This window comes from Streptomyces sp. NRRL F-5755 (assembly GCF_001279365.1).
GTDB lineage: Bacteria > Actinomycetota > Actinomycetes > Streptomycetales > Streptomycetaceae > Streptomyces > Streptomyces rimosus.
Window position 1 is genome coordinate 19,995 of record NZ_LGCW01000025.1, and the last position, 16,961, is coordinate 36,955.

The window sequence follows — 16,961 nt, forward strand, 5'->3', positions numbered from 1 at the left end:
TCACGGCCTGCACGCCTCCGCGATGGACAGGCTGTCCTCGTAGAGGTGGTGGCGGGTGATGCGGCCGTTCTCGACGGTGAGGCGGAGGGCGAAGGGGCCCTCGAAGGCCTTGCCCGTGGTGCGTACGGTTCCCGCGACGTGTCCGGTCACGACGGCGTCGGCGCCGTCGACGAGGACGGCGTCGAGTGAGGCGCGGGCGTCCTCGGGGACGGTGTGGGCGGCCAGTTCCTCCGCCTGGGCGGCGCATTCGGCGGCCGTGCGCCGGGGGCGGATCCACGGGACGGCGGGGTTCTCGGCGAGCTGCCAGTCGACCTCGTCGGCGAACAGCTCGGTGAGCCGCCCGGTGTCCCCGGCCAGCCGGGCGGCGAGGAACTGCTGCACGACGGCCCGGGTGGCCTCGGCGACCGGGGTCCGGTCCGTGGTCGTACCCGGGGTGTCGGCGGTCATGGCACTCTCCTCGCGGCTGCGGCCGGGCCCGGCGGGGGTTCCCGCCGGTGTGCCCGATGCTGCCGTGGGCGGGGAGGCCGGTCGATTACTCCAGGGGTAAGGGGGCCGACCGGCCGCTCAGTGGTGCCACATCTTGCCGTCCACGTTGTGGATCATCCGCTGGAGCACCTTGAGCGTCCGCACGTACTCCTCGTCGCTGATGCCGTCGTGGAGCGTCGCGCGCATCTCCTTCTGGAGCGCGGCGCACCGGGCGTGCAGGTCCGCACCCTCGGCGGTGATGTGCAGCCGGTCGCCGTCGGCGGCGGCGAGGCCGCGGCCGAGGAGGGCGTCGACGGCCGCGCCGATGCCGTCGGCGCCGACGTCCAGGTAGCCCTTGAGCATGTCGGTCACCTCCGCCCGGTCACGGCCGTCGGCGTGGCCCACGAGCTGGTTGAGCACCCACCACTGGGGCTGGCTCAGCCCGTGGCGGGCCAGCCCGGCGCGGATGTGCGTGACGGCTGCCGTGTGGGCGGCCCAGGCCCAGTAGCCGATGGGCTGGCCCGCGAGTTCGGCGTCGTCGTGCGAGTACTGCATGGTGTCCTCCTCCGGGAGCGCGGGCGCGGTGCCCGACGAGGAAGAACCTAGGAGCTCAACCGGACTTGAGGTCAAGGGCGGTCATGACCGGCCCCGGCCCGGTCACCGCCCGTGCGCCTCGACCTCCTTGAGGTAGGTCTCGCGGGTCGCCTCGTCCAGGAAGGACGCGCGGAAGGAGTTGCGGGCGAGGGTGCGCAGCGTCTCCTCGTCCAGGTCCAGGGCGTCGCGTACGGCGGTGAAGTTGTCGTCGGCGTAGCCGCCGAAATAGGCGGGGTCGTCCGAGTTGACGGTGACCAGCAGCCCGGCGTCCAGCATCGCGGGCAGCGGGTGGTCGGCCAGTTCGTCGATGACGCGCAGCCGGACGTTGGACAGCGGGCAGACGGTCAGCGGCACCTGGTCGGCGACCAGGCGGGCGACCAGCCGCGGGTCCTCCAGGCAGCGCACACCGTGGTCGATGCGGTCCACGCCGAGCACGTCCAGCGCCTCCCATACGTACGCGGGCGGGCCCTCCTCGCCCGCGTGCGCCACGCACTTGAGCCCGGCCTCCCGCGCCAGCGCGTAGACCTCCTTGAACTTCGACGGCGGGTGCCCGACCTCCGCCGAGTCCAGGCCGACGGCGGTGATCCGGTCCAGGTACGGGCGGGCCGCCTCGAAGGTGGCCAGCGCGGACTCGGCGCTCTCGTCGCGCAGGAAGCACATGATCAGGCGGGTGGTGATGCCGTAGCGCTCCTCGGCGGTGTCCAGCGCGCGCGTCAGGCCCCCGATGACGGTGCCGATCGGCACGCCGCGCGAGGTGTGCGCCTGCGGGTCGAAGAAGATCTCCGCGTGCCGGACGCCCTGGGCCTGCGCGCGGGCCAGGTAGGCGTGGGTGAGGTCGGCGAAGTCGTCCTCGGTGCGCAGCACGGCCATCAGCGCGTAGTAGAGGTTCAGGAACGACTGGAGGTCGCTGAAGGAATACGCGCGGCGCAGCTCGTCCTCGGTGGCGTACGGCAGGGTGACGCCGTTGCGCTCGGCCAGGGCGAAGGCCAGCCCGGGTTCCAGGGTGCCCTCGATGTGGAGGTGCAGTTCCGCCTTGGGGAACGGGGTCGCCGGGGCCGGGGTGGTGGGGGGCACGCTGGGATCACACCTGTCTGCTGCTCGGTACTGCCAGGGCTGCCGGGACCTTCAGGGCCGCCGGGGCTGCCGGGGCCTGTGTGGTTCGGGCAAGTGGTCCAGGTTAACGGGGCGGCTTCTTCCAGTCGCCGCCCGGGACCGGTGTGCCGGACGCGCGCAGCTGTCCGGCCAGCGGTTCGGCCGCCACGTACAGCCAGGCGCGGACGCTCCGGCCGTCCGCGCACTCGGCCTGCCGCGCCACCCGCTCGTAGAGGTTGCCGGGGGCGCCCGGGACGTGCCCCTCCAGCCGGTCCAGGGCCGCGCGCACGGCGTCGTACACGTCTTCCCGCGGCTGTACGAGATCACCGTGCACGACCGCCTCGGCGGGTCCGGTCACGGCGTACGGATAGCCCGGCCCCTCGTACAGTGACACGCCTCTGACCAGCGCGGATTCCTCGGCCGCCGTCCGGCCGCGCAGGCAGCGGGCGTGGTTGGCCCGGCCGGGGCGCAGCGTTCCGTAGACGAAGAACGGCAGGCGCTCGGGCTCGGTGGTCATCCGGGCGGGCTCCTTCCGGTGCGGCGCGGTGCGGAGTGCGGGGCGGGGGCCGACGGCCCGCGTTCCCGCAACCATGCCAGGCCGCGGCGCGTCGCTGCTTGCGGCAGCAACAAGAACAACGGGGGCAACGGATGACACAGCAGACACGGCGGGAAGGGCGGCTGCGGCGCATACGGAGCCGGGTGCGCCTGCCCCGGACGCGGCGCGGACAGCGGCGGGCCTTCCAGGTCACCGTGCTCGCCTGTGTGGCGGCGCTGCTGCCCGCGACCTGGCTGAACGCCACCACGGGGTCCCGGGTCCGTACGGTCGAGGACGTCCCGGCGGCGCCGGTCGCCGTGGTCTTCGGCGCGGGCCTGTGGGACGGCGAGCCCTCCCCGTACCTGGCGCACCGGCTGGACGCCGCCGCCCGCCTCTACGAGCGCGGCACGGTCCGCGCGCTCCTCGTCACCGGCGACAACAGCCGCGAGGACTACGACGAGCCGGACGCCATGCGCACCTACCTGGTCGCGCACGGCGTGCCCGGGAGCCGGATCGTCAGCGACTACGCGGGCTTCGACACCTGGGACAGCTGTACGCGCGCCCGCCGGATCTTCGGCGTGGACCGGGCCGTCCTGGTCAGCCAGGGCTTCCACATCCGGCGCGCGCTGGCGCTGTGCGGCGCGGCCGGACTGGACGCGTACGGGGTCGGCGTCGACGACCGGCACGACGTCACCTGGTACTACGGCGGGACCCGCGAGGTGTTCGCGGCGGCGAAGGCGGCGGTCGAGGCGACGGTACGGCCCGACCCGCACTTCCTCGGACCGCGGGAGGACGGGGTGACGGCGGCGCTGGGGTGACGCGCCGCCGCCGTCCCCGCGGCCTCAGCTCACGATGGCGCGGGCGTACAGCCGGAAGACCTCCGCGCCGAAGTACGGGCTGTAGGAGGTCCGGTGGCTGTCCGGACCGGAGGGACCGCCGCCGTTCAGGCCGCCGATGGTGCCGACCACGTAGCCCGTCTTCGTCCGCTCGTCGAAGCGGCTCAGCCACGGGCTGCCCGAGGTGCCGCCGTAGAACCCGCCGCACTCCATGCGCAGCTGCCGCTGACCGGTGAGCCGGGTGGTCCGCACCCCGCACCGTACGGCCTGGTCGGCGGGGTCGTTGCGGGCCGTCGGGTAGCCGATGACGGTGACGTCGGTGGTGTAACCGGGCGTGCGGGCCAGGAAGTTGCCGCCGGTCACCGACTCCAGCTTGCGGCCCTCACCGTCCGGCTTGACCGTCGCGAACGCGAAGTCGAGGTCCGATCCCGGGCCGGTGTCGGTGCGGTCCGGGTGGGTGAAGCCGCGGTCGATCGCCCAGATTCCGTACGGCTGGGTCGTGGCGCCGGAACGATACTGCGGGACAAAAGCCGCGCGCTCTCCCGGATTGCAGTGCCCGGCCGTGAGGATCAGGTTGCGCCGCGGGCTGCGGACGACGCTGGCGGTGCAGTGATGCGCTTTCGCGTCCTGGTCCACGGAGAAGAGCACGCCGACGGAGGGCACGCCCTCGAAGTGCCGCGCGGAGCCGGCGGCCCCCGGGGCGGCCGTCGTGGTCCGGGTGGTGGGCGCGGCGGCGGCCTTGCCGCCGTCCGGGCCCGAGGGGACGGCCGAGGCCATCCGCCCGGCCGTCCAGTACCGCGCCGCGGCCTCGCTCGTCCAGCCGCGGCCACCGTCGTCGCCGTCGGCGGACGCACCGTTCGCGGACGCCGTCCCGGCGGACGCGCCGTTCGCGGGCGCCATGAGGAAGCACAGCGCGAGCCCGACCCCCGCGGCGGCCGTCCCGCCCAGGACCAGTCGTCTGTGCCGGTGCTTGCGGCGGTGCCCCGGACCGCTGCCCGGCCCGCCTTCCGCCCCGCCGTCGCCGCCTCGCCGCATCACGGATCGCCGCCCCATCTCAGCTCGTCTCCTCGGCGACCCAGGCGAGGTACCCGGCCCCGCCGCGCGTGATCGGGGTCGCGATGATCTCCGGTGTGTCGTAGTCGTGCGCTTCGAGGAGGTACGCCTCCAGCGCCGCGTACCGGTCCGCCGCCGTCTTGAACAGCACCTGCCACTCCTGTGCCGTCTCGATCGCCTGCTCCCACCGGTACACGGACGTGACGGGCGCGCCGATCTGCGCGCACGCCGCCACCCGTGCCTCGATCGCGCCGCGGGCCAGCGCCTCCGCCTTCTCGGCGCTGTCGGTCGTCGTCATGACGGTCAGGAAGCCGGCCGGGCCGCCGCCGCCCGCCGCGGCTTCCTCGGGCCTTTCCCGCTCCGCCGGTTCGCCTCGCACCTGGACGTCCCCCTTCGGGCACTGGTCGTTGATCAGGTCCCTCCGCATCGTACGGACCGCCGTGATCATCCTGCCGCCGGCCACCGTTGCGCGCCGTGCGCACCGGCCATTCGGCAGCCGCGCGGCCACCCGTCAGGATGGACGCCGGCGGCGGTGCGGTTACCCGGGCCCGTACGGGTACCAGTACACCGGCACCGGTGCCGGCCGCGGCGCCGCGGACCCCGATCGAAAGGCCGCGTCATGGACGACCTCAGCTCGCTCACCCGCCGCCAGCTCGACGACGCCAGGGCCTCGGCGCACGGGCGCAGCGCCCATCTCTTCCTCCAGGACGGCCCGCTCCGGCAGACGGTGATCGCGCTCATCGAGGGCGCGGCGCTGGACGAGCACACCACGCCGCCGGCGGCCAGCCTCCAGGTGCTGCACGGCCGGGTACGGCTGACCGGGACGGGTGACGAGCGGGACCTGATCGCCGGTCAGGTCGTGCCGGTGCCGCACGAGCGGCACGGCCTGAAGGCGATGCAGGACTCCGCCGTCCTGCTGACCGCCGTCACCGCGACGAAGACCATGAACTGAAGGCGGCGGGCCGCGCCCCCGGCGGCCCGCCGCTCAGGCCACCCACTGGTCGAAGGCCAGCTTGCACAGCAGCGACACGACGACCACGACCAGCACCCCGCGCACGAACCCGGCGCCCCGCTTGAGGGCCATGCGCGCGCCGACCGTGCCGCCGACGAAGTTGAACGCCGCGAGCAGCGCGCCCAGTTGCCACAGGACCGTGCCCTGGTAGGCGAACATGGCCAGCGCGCCGACATTGGTGCACACATTGACGATCTTCGCGGTGGCCGAGGACGTGACCAGGTCCATGTGCAGGATCGCGGCCAGCGCCACGACGAGGAAGGCGCCGGTGCCGGGGCCGATCAGCCCGTCGTAGAAGCCGATGCCCAGGCCCGCGACGAGGACCGCGGCCAGGACGCGCCGCCGGGTGACGGGCCCGGAGGGCGGCGGCGCGGTGCCGAAGGCCGGGCGGAAGAGCACGAACGCCAGCACGCCCACCAGCACGGTCATGATGAGCGGGCGCAGCACCTCGCTGTTGATGCCCGCCGCGAAGAACGCCCCGCCCAGCGAGCCGCCGAGCGCGGCCAGTCCGATGCGCACGGCGGTGCGCAGGTCGACGGGGGCCTTGCGTACGTACGTGTACGCCGCGGCGGCGGTGCCGACGACGGCCGTGGACTTGTTGGTCCCCAGGACGTAGGCGGCGGGGGTGTGCGGGAGGCCGACGAGCAGCGCCGGCAGGAGTAGCAGCCCGCCGCCGCCCACGACGGCGTCGATCCAGCCGGCCGCGAGGGCGGCCACGCACAGCAGGAGGGTCGTCGTCAGCGTGATGTCTGCGGGCACCGGGCGATCTTATGGAGCCCGGCGGTGCGGGTGAGCCCCGCGTGGCGGGAGTCACAGGAGGGCCGGTGGCGGGCGGCCCGTGACCGCCACCCGCCACCGGTCCGTACAAGGGCGCCCCGCCCCGGCACTGGTGGGGCGGGGCGCCGCGTCCGTCACCCGGCGAGGGCCTTGGTACGCCGGTGAGGACGGTCGGTGGCGGACCGCTGGGGGCGGTCCGGTGCGGGGCGCTGGGGGCTGGGTCCTGACGGGGTGGGGCGGCGGTCCGCGGCGCGCCGTTGCGGACGGTCGGGAACGGGCCGACGGACCACGGAAGTCCGTTTCGGGCGTTCCGGCCGGCGCTCCTCCCCGACCGGCGCCACCGACTTGGCCGTACGGAAGCGGGGCGTCCGCAGAACGACCTGGTAGGCGCGGGACTTGAGATGGCAGTAGGTGCGGTGCAGCACAACCGGAAGCGACATCACACACCGCCCTCCCTTGTCCCGTCGTCCGCCCGCCCCAGCAGGTCCGCCAGCCCCTCCGCCAGTCCGCCCGCCCAGCAGGCGTAGTCATGACCGCCGTTGTACTCCGTGTACGCCACGGAGTGCCCGAGGCCGCGCAGCGTGTCGCGCAACTCGCCGCACCGTTTGCGCATGTCCCCTTCGTAGCGGCCGACGCGCAGGTGTGCCCGCAGCTCGCGGGGGCCGCCACCGGCGTACCGCTCCGCCAGCCAGGACGGCCCGTTCGCGGCATCGGTTCCGTCCACGGGCCCCGGCCCCCCGGGCCGCCACCACAGCGAGGGCGACTGGGCCAGCACCTTGCCGAACCGGCGCGGCGCCACGAGCCCGGCGTACAGCGCGGTGAGCCCGCCCAGACTCTCGCCCGCGACGACCGTGCGCGACGGGTCGAACGTCACCGGCAGCCGCGCCGCCGCCCAGGGCAGCAGTTCGGCGGCGAGGAAGTTCACATACGCCTGCCGGCCGCCGAACTCGCGGGCGCGGGTGGCGTTGTCCACGGCGTCCGGCGCGAGCACGACCAGGGGCGGCAGCACGCCGTCCCTGATCAGCCGGTCGAACAGCGCCTGCACCCCGAGCCGTCCGCACCACATGTCGCCGTCCAGCAGCACCAGCGTGTCCGCGCCGCCGTCCGGGAGCGGGCCCGGCGGTACGTACGTCCACACGTCGCGCCGGGCCGCGAGGGCGGCGCTGGTCAGCCGGTGCCGCTCCACCAGGCCCCGGCTCCCATCGCCGGCCCGCCGGACCGCGGGCGCCCACGGCCGCCACGGCTGCGGCGGCGCATCGGGCAGCTCGAAGACCGAACTCCCGGCGCCCTGCCAGCGGCCGGGAAGCGTACGGGGGTTGAGCGGGTCGGGACCGGCCTCGGCGAGCAGCGGCAGCAGCCGGGCCTGGAAGTCGTCCGCCGGGCCGTCTTCGGGAGCAGCCGCCGCACGGACACGCCCGCCTCCCGTGTCGGGCGCGATCGCGTACGACCCGCGGTGGTCGGACCGCAGCCGGTACGTGAGGTGCCAGACGTCGGTGCCGTGGATGCGGCGCATCAGGCTGCCCGCGAGGTGCGAGCGGTCCACGAGGCGGTTGACCAGGAGGAGCACCCGGCGGGTGTCCTCCGTGCCGCGCCACAGGAAGGTGACGGCCCGGTGCTCCGGGTCCCACGGGATCGGCTCGACGAGCGGGGTGCCCTGCGCCTCGGCCTCGGCCCAGAACTCCCGTACGGCGGCGTCCCGTCCGCCCGCCACGGAGGCGGCCAGCGCGACGATCCGCGGGCTGTCCACGGTTTCGGCCGGTGCCGGGCGCGACGTGCGCGGCGGGGCGGCGTGCACGGCGCCCGCCTCCCCCGTTCCCGCCGGCCCGCCGGAGGGAGCGCCCGGCACCGTCCCCCCTGCCGTACCCGTCGCCGTGCCCGCCGCGGCGCCCGGCGGGGTTCCCCCGACCGCGCCCGTCGACGTGCCCACCGATGTCTTCATCGACGCTCCCATCGACAACCCGCTTTCCCGCCCGGCGCGTCGCGCGGGCACAGACGACTTTCGGCCGGGCCGTACGCAACTGCACCCGACCTCGACTTAGGTAAGCCTAAGCTAACCACGCATGGCAGGGTCGGACAACATCCGACGGTCCGGACCCGCCCGGCCGTCCTCCCGTCCCCTCTTCTCCGGGCCCCTCTTAGAGAGTTCTTAAGCCCGCTCACTATTCACGTGTCCATGGATTTCAAGATCGCCTCCAGGGGCAGCCGCACCCGCACCCGGGTGCTCGCCGCCTCCCTCGCACTGACCGCCACGGCCTCCGTCGGCGCCTCCGGGTGCAGCAGCCAGGCCGTGGCCGGGCCCGCGACAGGGCGGCACGTCGACATCCCCGTCCGGGGCGGCACGGTGACCGTGGACACCGGCACGCTGGCGCTGCGCGCCCGTACCGCGGACGGCAAGGACCTGACCCTGTCGGCCCCGTCCGGCACCGCACTCGGCACACCGGGCCCGGTCGAGCGCACCGGCGAGGGTGCCCGCTGGAGCTACCCGGACAAGGGCCTGACGGTGACCGCCGCCGCGGACCACGGGCGGCTGCGGGTCAGCGTGAAGGCGGACCGGGACGGGTCGCTCACCTGGCCGGTGACCGGAACCGACCGGGCCACGTCCTCCGTGCAACTGCCGCGCGGCGAGGGCCTGGACATCCCCGTGCGCGACACGTTCTGGAATTCCGAGAAGGGCGGGCTCACGGGCGACGCGTTCGACGTGGGCGGGCTCGAACTGCCCCTGTGGGGCACCACGCTGGGCAAGGGCCACGGCGTCAGCTACCTCACCCCCACCGACCTCGGTACCTCGCTGAAGTTCCGCTCCGAGGGCGGACGGCTGAACTCGTCCACCACCCACGACTTCAACGCCGGTGACGGCACCCGCGACTACACCGTCACCTTCGCCCTCACCGACGGCAACCCCGTCGCGCCGGGCGCCGACTACCGTTCCTGGCTCGCCGAGCACGGGCAGCTCGGCAGCCTCCGCGAGAAGATCAAGCAGAACCCGGCCAACGGCAAGCTGCTCGGCGCCTTCCACGCCTACGTGTGGGGCGACGCGCGCAAGGCCGCGGGCGTCGAGGAGCTGCGCAAGCTGGGCGTGGACCGGATGTGGCTCGGTTACGACGCCGGGCCGAACCCGATGGACGCCGCCGCCGTCCGGGCCGCCAAGAAGGCGGGCTATCTGGTGGGCCCGTACGACACGTTCGCCAACGGGCAGGACCCGAAGACCGCCGACTCCCCCACCTCCAAGTGGCCCGGCACCGTCTACCCGGACTTCTGCGTGCGCGACGCCAAGGGCAAGCCGCAGTCCGGCTTCGGCAACCGCGGCTGTTACCTCAGCTCACAGGCTTTCGAGCAGTCCGCGGCGGGCCGCGGCCACCTCGCGGACCGCACCCGCGCGATGACCGCCAACGGCGCCGACAGCTACTTCCTCGACGTGGACGCGACCGGCGAGCTGTTCCGCGACCACGACGCCGCCCACCCGATGACCAAGGCCGGGGACCGGGACAACCGGCTCACCCGGATGCGGCGGCTCGCCCACGACAAGAAGCTGGTCCTCGGCTCGGAGAGCGCGCAGTCCTGGGCGAACGGGGTGCTCGCCTTCAACCACGGCGCCGCCACGCCGGTCGCCGGCGGCCTGTGGAAGCTTGAGCGCGACAGGAAGAACTGGGGCGGCTACTACCCGGAGAACGCCCCCACCACGTTCTTCAAGCCGGTACGGCTGCCGGCCGACCTGGCGAAGGCGATGTACGACCCGGCCTACCGGGTGCCGCTGTACGAGACCGCGCTGCACAGCTCGCTCGTCAACGCCGAACGCTGGGAACTGTCGTACGAGAAGCTGCCTGCGCAGAAAACCGACCGCGCGCTGCTCGCGATGCTCTACAACATCCCGCTGAACTATGTGCTGGACGGCGCGTCCCTGAAGAAGTCGGGACCCGAAATGGCCGCCCTTCAGAAGTACTTCGCGCCGCTGCACAAGGCCGCGGGCACCGAGAAGCTGACCTCGTTCCGGCGCCTGACCGACGACAACCTGGTCCAGCGCACGGAGTTCGGCAACGGCAAGCTCACCGTCACCGCCAACTTCGGCAAGACGCCCCACGCCGGCCTACCCGCCGGCTGCGTGGACGCCAAGCTGCGCGGCGACCAGCAGCCGAGGCGGCTGTGCCCGGCGAAGGCCGGGGGCTGAGCCCGGCCGGAAGCCGCGAGCCTGGTCGGGGACCGCTCCCGGCCGGGGCTGATGACGGAGTGAGGGCGGACGTCCGGTGGACGTCCGCCCTCTGCGTTCCCGGTGGGCCGGTGGACCCGCCCCCGGACGCCTGCGGCATGGCCCGGCATCCGGATCGGCGAGGGGTCACCGCCCCGTCCGGCAGCTACTCGCCCTGACGGCTTCGGCCACCCTTCTGACCGGCCTCGGAGGCACGCTGCGGGTCATTGGCGAAGTTACCGCCACTTTCGTGGCCGCCCTTCTGACCGGCCTCGGACGCACGCTCCGGGTCGTTGGCGAAGTTACCGCCGCTCTCCTGGCCGCCCTTCTGGCCGGCCTCGGACGCACGCTGCGGGTCGTTGGCGAAGTTGCCACCGCTCTCGTGCCCGCCCTGCTGGCCGGCGCGTGCGGCCTTCTCGCGGTCGTTGGCGAAGTTGCCGGGGTTGGTGGACTCAGCCATCATCACTCACCCTTACTTGGATCTTGACTGTGCCTTCCAGTCCACCGCGTAGCCGCTCTCCCGGGCACTAAACACCTCGTACGGGATGGAATCCGGCAGATCCGTTCCGGTTCCGGTTCCGGCCGGTCCCTGCCCGGGGCCGGCCGGACCGCCGCTCATCCGTTCTTGCCCAGCGCCTTGCGGACCGCGTCGCGGGTGCGGTCCACGACGGCCGCCATGGGGCCGAGCACGGCGTTCGCGGCGCCGGACTCGACACCGGGGTGCGGATGCGTGGGCGCGGTGGCCTCGGCCGCCTTGACGGCCTTGGCCATGGTGGCCAGCCGGCCGGGGTCGTCCAGCCGCCGCAGCTGCGAGAACTCGTAGCGCTCCTCCGCGCGGGCGTGCTCCATCACGTCCGTGCGCAAGGACAGCAGCCGCGGCAGGAACGCCGCGTCCTCGACATCCATGCCGTCCAGCGCGGACAGGGCCTGCTTGGCGGTCTTCTCCTCGGCCAGCCGGTCGGCGACGATGTCGTCACCGCCGTCCGCCGCCCGCTTGACGTACGGGTGGACGACCTCCTCCTCGGCCGTCTCGTGCACGGCCAGCATCCGCACCAGCCGGCGGAACGCGTCGCGCCGGGCGTCCCCCGTGCTCTGCTCGACCTCGTCGAAGAGATTGCGGATCTGCCCGTGCTGCGCCATCAGGAGGGCGACCACGTCCGTGTCCGGAGTGGGGGTGCGGTCGGCGGCCGGGTCGGTCGTCGGCGTTGCCGGGCCGTCGCCGGTCCGGGCGGGCGGCGTCATGACCGGCCTCCGCGCAGGTCGGCGACCGGGTGTTCACCCTCGGTCTGCAGCCGGTAGTCGCCGCCGATCAGCTTGTCGTGCTCGGCCAGCACCTCGTCGCTGGGCGCGGTGGCACCGCCGTTGAGGGCCTCCTGCATGGCCTCGAACCGCTCGTGGGCCTCGCGGACGTACCCCGCGCCCAGGGTGGTCAGGTCCAGCTGGTCGGCGATCAGCCGGCGCAGGTAGCCCTTGTTGGGCTCGAAGGTGAGCGCGTTGGGCAGCGCGGGCGCCAGGATCTCGGCCGGCTCACGGCCGTCGTGCCGGCGCATCAGGTCGCAGGCGAGGTGGAGGTGCTCCAGCTCCATGTTCAGGTGGAGCTCCCAGATGGCCTTCACCTTCGGGTCGCTCTCCTGCTCCATGAAGGAGTGGTAGAGGTAGCACTCGTTGTACTCGTGGTGGACCAGCTGCTCCCACCACGTCTCGCCCGGGTCCACCAGCGACTCGTAGTGGGTGACGTGCTCCTCCTCGATGAGCCCGATCTCCTGGTAGAGACGGCGGGCGATCGGCTCCATGTAGGTGGGGCCGGTGTTCATGTAGAAGTTCATCGTCTGCTGCTCGGCCGACATGATCGTCAGCGCGTGCAGCTTCGACAGCGGGTCGGTCTTCGTCCGGTCGTACGGCTCGCGCACGTTGTCCACCGGGTCGCGGTGGTGCAGCGGGGTGGGCCGGCCGGGCATGACCTCGGTGAGCCCGTCCACGACCGACTCCGCCTTGCGGTGCTCGATCATCTCGTACAGGTTCGCGTACCGGTACAGGTGGTCGAAGTCCTCCAGCACCCCGAACTGGTACGCCTGCTTCAGATACGGGTCCGGCTCCATCCGCGCCACCCACGCGGTCAGGTCGACGGCCACCTGCTCGTAGGCGATGGTCGTCTCCAGCACCGACGAGACGCCGGGCAGCAGCCAGTTGACCGCCTTCTGCTGCTGCGCCTCGATGTAGCGGGTCCGCGCGAGCTGCTGCTTGATCTCCATGTCCGGACAGTGCCGGGCCAGCTGGTGGCTGAACAGGATCGCCTCCACCTCGATCCCGTTCATCGTGATGATCCGGCACCGGGTGTAGGGGTCGCAGTGGTCCGGGTCGACCGGTGTCACGTTCAGCTCGCGCCAGTTGCGCACCTGCCGGTCCAGCGGAATGCCGCGCTGCTCCAATGGATTGAACGACATCAGGGCCTCCAGCCCGGTCGAAGACATAGGGCGCAGCACGGGTGCCCCCGCTCCGCATACCAAACAGGGACTCTCACGGGTCCGGCGCCGGACCGTCGGCGTTCGGGTGACGCGCGGGCCGCCGGCCACCCGGACGCCCCGCCGGCGGATGGTCCCGGCGTACCGGGGTACCCCTCGCCCGTACGTACCGGCGCCGCCCCCGTGGCGACGCCCGTACGCCCCGCGTACCGGAGCGTCGGCAAGGAGTGAGCACACGGTTGACCACCGCACCGGACCTGCCCGCACTGACCGCCCTGGACGAGGTGGCGGCCCTCGTCGGGCGGCACGACGATCTCTACATCCGCTGGTCGCGCGGGCCGGGCGTCGATCTGGAGGCCGCGTCCAGCCGGGACGACCTGACGGGCATCGCCCTGCCGGGCCTGTCCGCCAACGCACTGGCCGTGGCTCCGTGGTGGGACGGGCGGCCGGTCCGCCTGTGGGTGGCCCGGCGGCTGTACGACTACTCGCATCTGCCCCGGGAGAAGGGCTCCGCGGTCCGGCCCTGGCTCCTGCACGGCCGCGAGGCCGGCCGCGGCCCCGACAACGAGCCGCTGGTCACGCAGGTGGAACCGGTCGGCTGGATCGCCCCCGAGGTGATGCGGGAGGCGACCGAGGAGGTCGCCCGGCAGGCCGGTGTCTGGGGCCCCCTCCGGCGCGTCCGCTGAGCGGCGGACGCCCGGCCGCCTGCCGCCCTACGGGCAGTCCACCACCTGCCCCGCGAACGACAGCCCGCCGCCGAAGCTCAGCAGCAGGACGGGGCCGCCGGGCGGCAGGTCGCGGCGTTCGACCAGCTTGGACAGGGCGAGGGGGACGGACGCCGCGGACGTGTTCCCGGAGTCGATCACATCCCGGGCGACCACCACGTGCTCGGGCAGGTCGAGCTGCTGCACCACGGACTCGATGATGCGCAGGTTGGCCTGGTGGGTGACGACACCGGCGAGGTCGGCGAGGCCGGTGCCCGCCCGCTCGCACGCCTCGCGGGCCAGCGGGGCGAGTTCGGTGGTGACCCAGCGGAAGACCGTCTGCCCGTCCTGCGAGAAGTGCGGGTGCCAGTCGTCCAGCAGGCGGACGGCCTGGGAACGGGTCGGGTCGGAGCCCCAGACGACGGGTCCGATGTGCGCGGAATCGGCGGCGCTCACCACGGCGGCGCCCGCGCCGTCGCCGAGCAGCACGCACGTACTGCGGTCGGTCCAGTCCGTCACGTCCGACATCTTCTCCGCGCCGATGACCAGGGCGTGCCGGGCGGCGCCCGCGCGGACCGCGTGGTCGGCGGTGGCGAGCGCGGTGCAAAAGCCCGCGCAGCCGTTGTTCAGGTCGTACGCGACGGCCGACGGGATGCCCAGCACGGCCGCGACCTGGGCGGCGATCGACGGGCAGCGGTCGATGGCCGAGCAGGTCGCCACGGTGACCAGGCCGATGTCGGCGGGCTCCAGCCCGGCCGCGGCCAGGGCCTTGGCGGCGGCAGCGGCGGCCAGATCGGTGACGGACTCCTCGTCGGCGATCCGCCGGGTGACGATGCCGGTACGCCGCCGGATCCACTCGTCACTGGTGTCGACCATCCCCGCCAGGTCGTCGTTGGTCAGGACGCGCGACGGCTGGTGGTGCCCCAGCGCGGCGATACGGGTTCCCGGCACGGCTGCTCTCCTCGGGTCCTCGGCCGGGCACACGGGCGCCCGGCCGGTACGGGTGATGCGGACGGTACGAACGGTGCGGACGGCATCGGCGGCACCAGTGGCACCGCGGACGTCGGCGGCACCGGCCGGAAATATAGCAACCGATCGGTCGGAAGCTAATTCCGGGAGCCCTGGTGACGCGCTGGCTACGATGGCGGCATGAGCCCACGCAAGTCCGCCGCCGAGTCCCGCCGGACCCGGGACCGGATCATCGACCGCAGCATCGCGATCGCCTCGGTCGAAGGGCTGGACGGGCTGACCATCGGCCGCCTCGCCACCGACCTCGGCATGAGCAAGGCCGGCGTCCTCGGCCACTTCGGCACCAAGGAGGCACTTCAGCTCGCCTCCCTGGACGGCGCGTCCGCGATCTTCTCCAGGGCGGTGTGGGAACCGGCCGCCCGTACGGCCCCCGGTCTCGCCCGGCTCCGGGCCATCTGCGAGTACTGGATCACCTACCTGGAGCGCGAGCACGGCGCCTTCCCCGGCGGCTGCTTCTTCACCACGGCGGCGGTCGAGTTCGACGCGCGCGTGGGCCCTATCCGGGACGCGGTGGTGCGCCGTTCCACGCTCTGGCGCCGCCGTCTGGCCAACGAGATCCGGTACGCCGTCGAGGCCGGCGAGCTGCCCCCGGACACCGACCCCGACCAGCTCGTCTTCGAACTGATCGGCCTCTATACGGGCCTCAACCAGGCCATCCAGCTCTTCGCCGACCCGCTGGCCCAGGACCGCACCCGCCGCGCGCTCGACCGCCTGCTGGCGCCCGCGCCCCGATCGGAAGCCGCGCCGTCATCGGGGGCCGCGCCGGGACCGGGAGCCGCCCGATGAACGTCGCCGACCTGCTCAGGACCGAGATAGAGGTCATCTGGCCCACGGACGGCCGGGGCCGCTTCCGGGGCCCGCAGCACATGGTGATCTCCGTATCGGCCGACGGCCACCACCAGGTGCCGGCGGTCGCCGACCACCTCCCGGACGCGCTCGCCGCCGACCTGCTGGCGTCCGTGGCGAAGGAGCCCGCCCCCGAGAACCCGGGCTTACCGCCCCCGGCCCTCCCCCGCCTCCGGCACCTGCTGGAAGCCGTCGTCGGCCCCGTACACATCACCTCGGGCCCGAGCTACCTCATCCGCCCCGACCGCCTGCGCTTCACCCCGACCGCGCCCGTCGTCCCCTCCGACACCGAAGACTCCGCAGCCCTCGCGGCCCTGCGCCCCGCCAACCCCGGCAACTGGGACACCGACGAATGGCACGACCTGCTCGACGGCAAACTCGGCCCGTGGGCCATGGCCCTCGACCCCGCCGACCCGGCCCGGGTCGTCTCGATCTGCCACACCCCCTGCTGGACCGACCGCGGCGCGGAAGCCGGCACCTGGACCCGCCCCGGCCACCGCGGCCGGGGCCACGCCGCGACCGTCACCGCCGCCTGGTCCCGCCTCCAGGCCCCCACCGGCCGCCACCTCTTCTACAGCACCTCCGACACCAACCGCTCCTCCCGGAACGTCGCCGTCCGCCTGGGCCTGGCCCCCCTGGGCCACCTCTGGAAACTGTCACCACCGGCGAGCATCGCGCTCTAGCCGTCCCGCGCCCCGCACTGCCTGTCCCGCCCCTACCCCACCGCCTCCATGTACCGCAGCACCGCCAGCACCCGCCGGTGGTCCGTCTCCGACGGCGGCAGGTCCAGCTTGGTGAAGATATGGGCGATGTGCTTCTCGACGGCGCGTTCGGTGACGGTGCAGGCGGTGGCGATGGCCTGGTTGGTACGGCCCTGGGCCATCTGGGCGAGGACTTCGCGTTCGCGCGGCGTGAGGGTGTCCAGGGCGTCCGCGCGCCGCCCGGCGCCGAAGAACTGGGTGACGACCTCGGGGTCCAGTGCCGTACCGCCCGCCGCGACCCGCTCCAGCGCGTCCACGAACTCGCCGATGTCCACCACCCGTTCCTTGAGCAGATAGCCGACGCCGGCCGCCCCGCCGCCCAGCAACTGCGCCGCGTACTTGGTCTCCACGTACTGGGAGAAGATCAGTACGCCGGTGCCGGGGTGGTCCCGGCGGATGGCCACGGCCGCGCGCAGCCCCTCATCGGTGTGGCCGGGCGGCAGCCGGATGTCGACGACGGCGGCGTCCGGGCGGTGTTCGGCGACCGCGGCCCGCAGCGACTCGGCGTCGCCGACGGCCGCCGCCACCTCCACCCCGCGCAGGGCGAGGAGTTGGACGAGGCCGTCCCGCAGGATCGCGGAATCCTCGGCGATGACGACGCGCATGGGGTGG

At 73.5% G+C, this 16,961-nt stretch carries 20 protein-coding genes; 6 read left to right on the forward strand and 14 right to left on the reverse strand.

Annotated elements, in window-relative coordinates; all coding sequences use genetic code 11:
* The 4 genes from ADK86_RS04735 to ADK86_RS04750 form a co-directional block, all read right to left on the reverse strand.
* Positions 1 to 447 (reverse strand): nuclear transport factor 2 family protein, encoded by a 447-nt coding sequence (locus ADK86_RS04735; protein ID WP_053695432.1) that lies wholly within the window; start codon positions 445 to 447, stop codon positions 1 to 3.
* Between the two features lie 117 nt (positions 448 to 564).
* Positions 565 to 1,020: a MarR family winged helix-turn-helix transcriptional regulator gene (locus tag ADK86_RS04740; RefSeq protein ID WP_053695433.1), complete on the reverse strand. Its 456-nt coding sequence runs from the start codon at positions 1,018 to 1,020 to the stop codon at positions 565 to 567.
* Between the two features lie 102 nt (positions 1,021 to 1,122).
* Positions 1,123 to 2,133, reverse strand: coding sequence for an adenosine deaminase (locus ADK86_RS04745; RefSeq protein ID WP_053695434.1), 1,011 nt, complete (start codon positions 2,131 to 2,133; stop codon positions 1,123 to 1,125).
* Between the two features lie 103 nt (positions 2,134 to 2,236).
* Positions 2,237 to 2,668 (reverse strand): gamma-glutamylcyclotransferase family protein, encoded by a 432-nt coding sequence (locus tag ADK86_RS04750; protein WP_053695435.1) that lies wholly within the window; start codon positions 2,666 to 2,668, stop codon positions 2,237 to 2,239.
* Positions 2,669 to 2,799: 131 nt separating this feature from the next.
* Between ADK86_RS04750 and ADK86_RS04755 the strand changes: the two genes are divergently transcribed.
* Entirely contained in the window at positions 2,800 to 3,504 is a 705-nt protein-coding gene (locus tag ADK86_RS04755; RefSeq protein WP_053695436.1) for a SanA/YdcF family protein, read from the forward strand.
* 24 nt (positions 3,505 to 3,528) lie between these two features.
* Here ADK86_RS04755 and ADK86_RS04760 read toward each other — a convergent pair whose 3' ends face one another.
* A complete protein-coding gene (locus tag ADK86_RS04760; RefSeq protein WP_078951814.1) occupies positions 3,529 to 4,575 on the reverse strand; it encodes a trypsin-like serine peptidase in 1,047 nt (348 codons plus the stop codon).
* Between the two features lies 1 nt (position 4,576).
* Entirely contained in the window at positions 4,577 to 4,873 is a 297-nt protein-coding gene (gene cutA / locus ADK86_RS04765; protein WP_030595887.1) for a divalent-cation tolerance protein CutA, read from the reverse strand.
* A gap of 321 nt (positions 4,874 to 5,194) precedes the next feature.
* Between cutA and ADK86_RS04770 the strand changes: the two genes are divergently transcribed.
* A complete protein-coding gene (locus ADK86_RS04770) occupies positions 5,195 to 5,527 on the forward strand; it encodes a hypothetical protein (RefSeq protein ID WP_003986557.1) in 333 nt (110 codons plus the stop codon).
* Between the two features lie 33 nt (positions 5,528 to 5,560).
* Here ADK86_RS04770 and ADK86_RS04775 read toward each other — a convergent pair whose 3' ends face one another.
* From ADK86_RS04775 to fes, 3 genes are all read right to left on the reverse strand, one after another.
* Positions 5,561 to 6,346 carry a sulfite exporter TauE/SafE family protein gene (locus ADK86_RS04775; protein ID WP_030374167.1) on the reverse strand — a complete coding sequence of 262 codons (786 nt, stop codon included), beginning with the start codon at positions 6,344 to 6,346 and terminating at the stop codon, positions 5,561 to 5,563.
* A 152-nt stretch (positions 6,347 to 6,498) separates the two neighbouring features.
* Positions 6,499 to 6,804, reverse strand: a complete 306-nt coding sequence (locus ADK86_RS04780; RefSeq protein ID WP_053695437.1) for a hypothetical protein — start codon at positions 6,802 to 6,804, stop codon at positions 6,499 to 6,501.
* Positions 6,804 to 8,303, reverse strand: coding sequence for an enterochelin esterase (gene fes / locus ADK86_RS04785; protein ID WP_234345710.1), 1,500 nt, complete (start codon positions 8,301 to 8,303; stop codon positions 6,804 to 6,806). Before fes ends, ADK86_RS04780 begins: the two co-directional genes overlap by 1 nt.
* 234 nt (positions 8,304 to 8,537) lie before the next feature.
* On the opposite strand from fes, the gene ADK86_RS04790 reads away from it, so the two are divergent.
* A complete protein-coding gene (locus ADK86_RS04790; protein WP_053695439.1) occupies positions 8,538 to 10,529 on the forward strand; it encodes a glycoside hydrolase in 1,992 nt (663 codons plus the stop codon).
* 184 nt (positions 10,530 to 10,713) lie between these two features.
* On the opposite strand, the gene ADK86_RS45600 is transcribed toward ADK86_RS04790, so the two are convergent.
* The 3 genes from ADK86_RS45600 to ADK86_RS04805 form a co-directional block, all read right to left on the reverse strand.
* Entirely contained in the window at positions 10,714 to 11,010 is a 297-nt protein-coding gene (locus ADK86_RS45600) for a general stress protein (protein ID WP_420718823.1), read from the reverse strand.
* A 152-nt stretch (positions 11,011 to 11,162) separates the two neighbouring features.
* Positions 11,163 to 11,789: a hemerythrin domain-containing protein gene (locus ADK86_RS04800; protein WP_199834351.1), complete on the reverse strand. Its 627-nt coding sequence runs from the start codon at positions 11,787 to 11,789 to the stop codon at positions 11,163 to 11,165.
* Positions 11,786 to 12,991, reverse strand: a complete 1,206-nt coding sequence (locus ADK86_RS04805) for a hypothetical protein (protein ID WP_053695490.1) — start codon at positions 12,989 to 12,991, stop codon at positions 11,786 to 11,788. The genes ADK86_RS04800 and ADK86_RS04805 overlap by 4 nt, the downstream gene beginning before the upstream one ends.
* Positions 12,992 to 13,248: 257 nt before the next feature.
* On the opposite strand from ADK86_RS04805, the gene ADK86_RS04810 reads away from it, so the two are divergent.
* On the forward strand, positions 13,249 to 13,695 hold the full coding sequence (locus ADK86_RS04810; protein WP_053695440.1) for a DUF6098 family protein: 447 nt from the start codon (positions 13,249 to 13,251) through the stop codon (positions 13,693 to 13,695).
* Between the two features lie 27 nt (positions 13,696 to 13,722).
* On the opposite strand, the gene ADK86_RS04815 is transcribed toward ADK86_RS04810, so the two are convergent.
* Positions 13,723 to 14,664 (reverse strand): beta-ketoacyl-ACP synthase III, encoded by a 942-nt coding sequence (locus ADK86_RS04815; RefSeq protein ID WP_053695441.1) that lies wholly within the window; start codon positions 14,662 to 14,664, stop codon positions 13,723 to 13,725.
* A gap of 198 nt (positions 14,665 to 14,862) precedes the next feature.
* Between ADK86_RS04815 and ADK86_RS04820 the strand changes: the two genes are divergently transcribed.
* Both ADK86_RS04820 and ADK86_RS04825 read left to right on the forward strand, forming a co-directional pair.
* The gene (locus ADK86_RS04820; RefSeq protein WP_053695442.1) at positions 14,863 to 15,528 is read left to right on the forward strand and encodes a TetR/AcrR family transcriptional regulator; all 666 of its coding nucleotides are present in this window, start codon (positions 14,863 to 14,865) and stop codon (positions 15,526 to 15,528) included.
* Positions 15,525 to 16,271 carry a GNAT family N-acetyltransferase gene (locus ADK86_RS04825; protein ID WP_053695443.1) on the forward strand — a complete coding sequence of 249 codons (747 nt, stop codon included), beginning with the start codon at positions 15,525 to 15,527 and terminating at the stop codon, positions 16,269 to 16,271. The genes ADK86_RS04820 and ADK86_RS04825 overlap by 4 nt, the downstream gene beginning before the upstream one ends.
* A gap of 32 nt (positions 16,272 to 16,303) precedes the next feature.
* On the opposite strand, the gene ADK86_RS04830 is transcribed toward ADK86_RS04825, so the two are convergent.
* Positions 16,304 to 16,954, reverse strand: coding sequence for a response regulator transcription factor (locus ADK86_RS04830; RefSeq protein WP_030374157.1), 651 nt, complete (start codon positions 16,952 to 16,954; stop codon positions 16,304 to 16,306).
* Between the last annotated feature and the right edge of the window lie 7 nt (positions 16,955 to 16,961).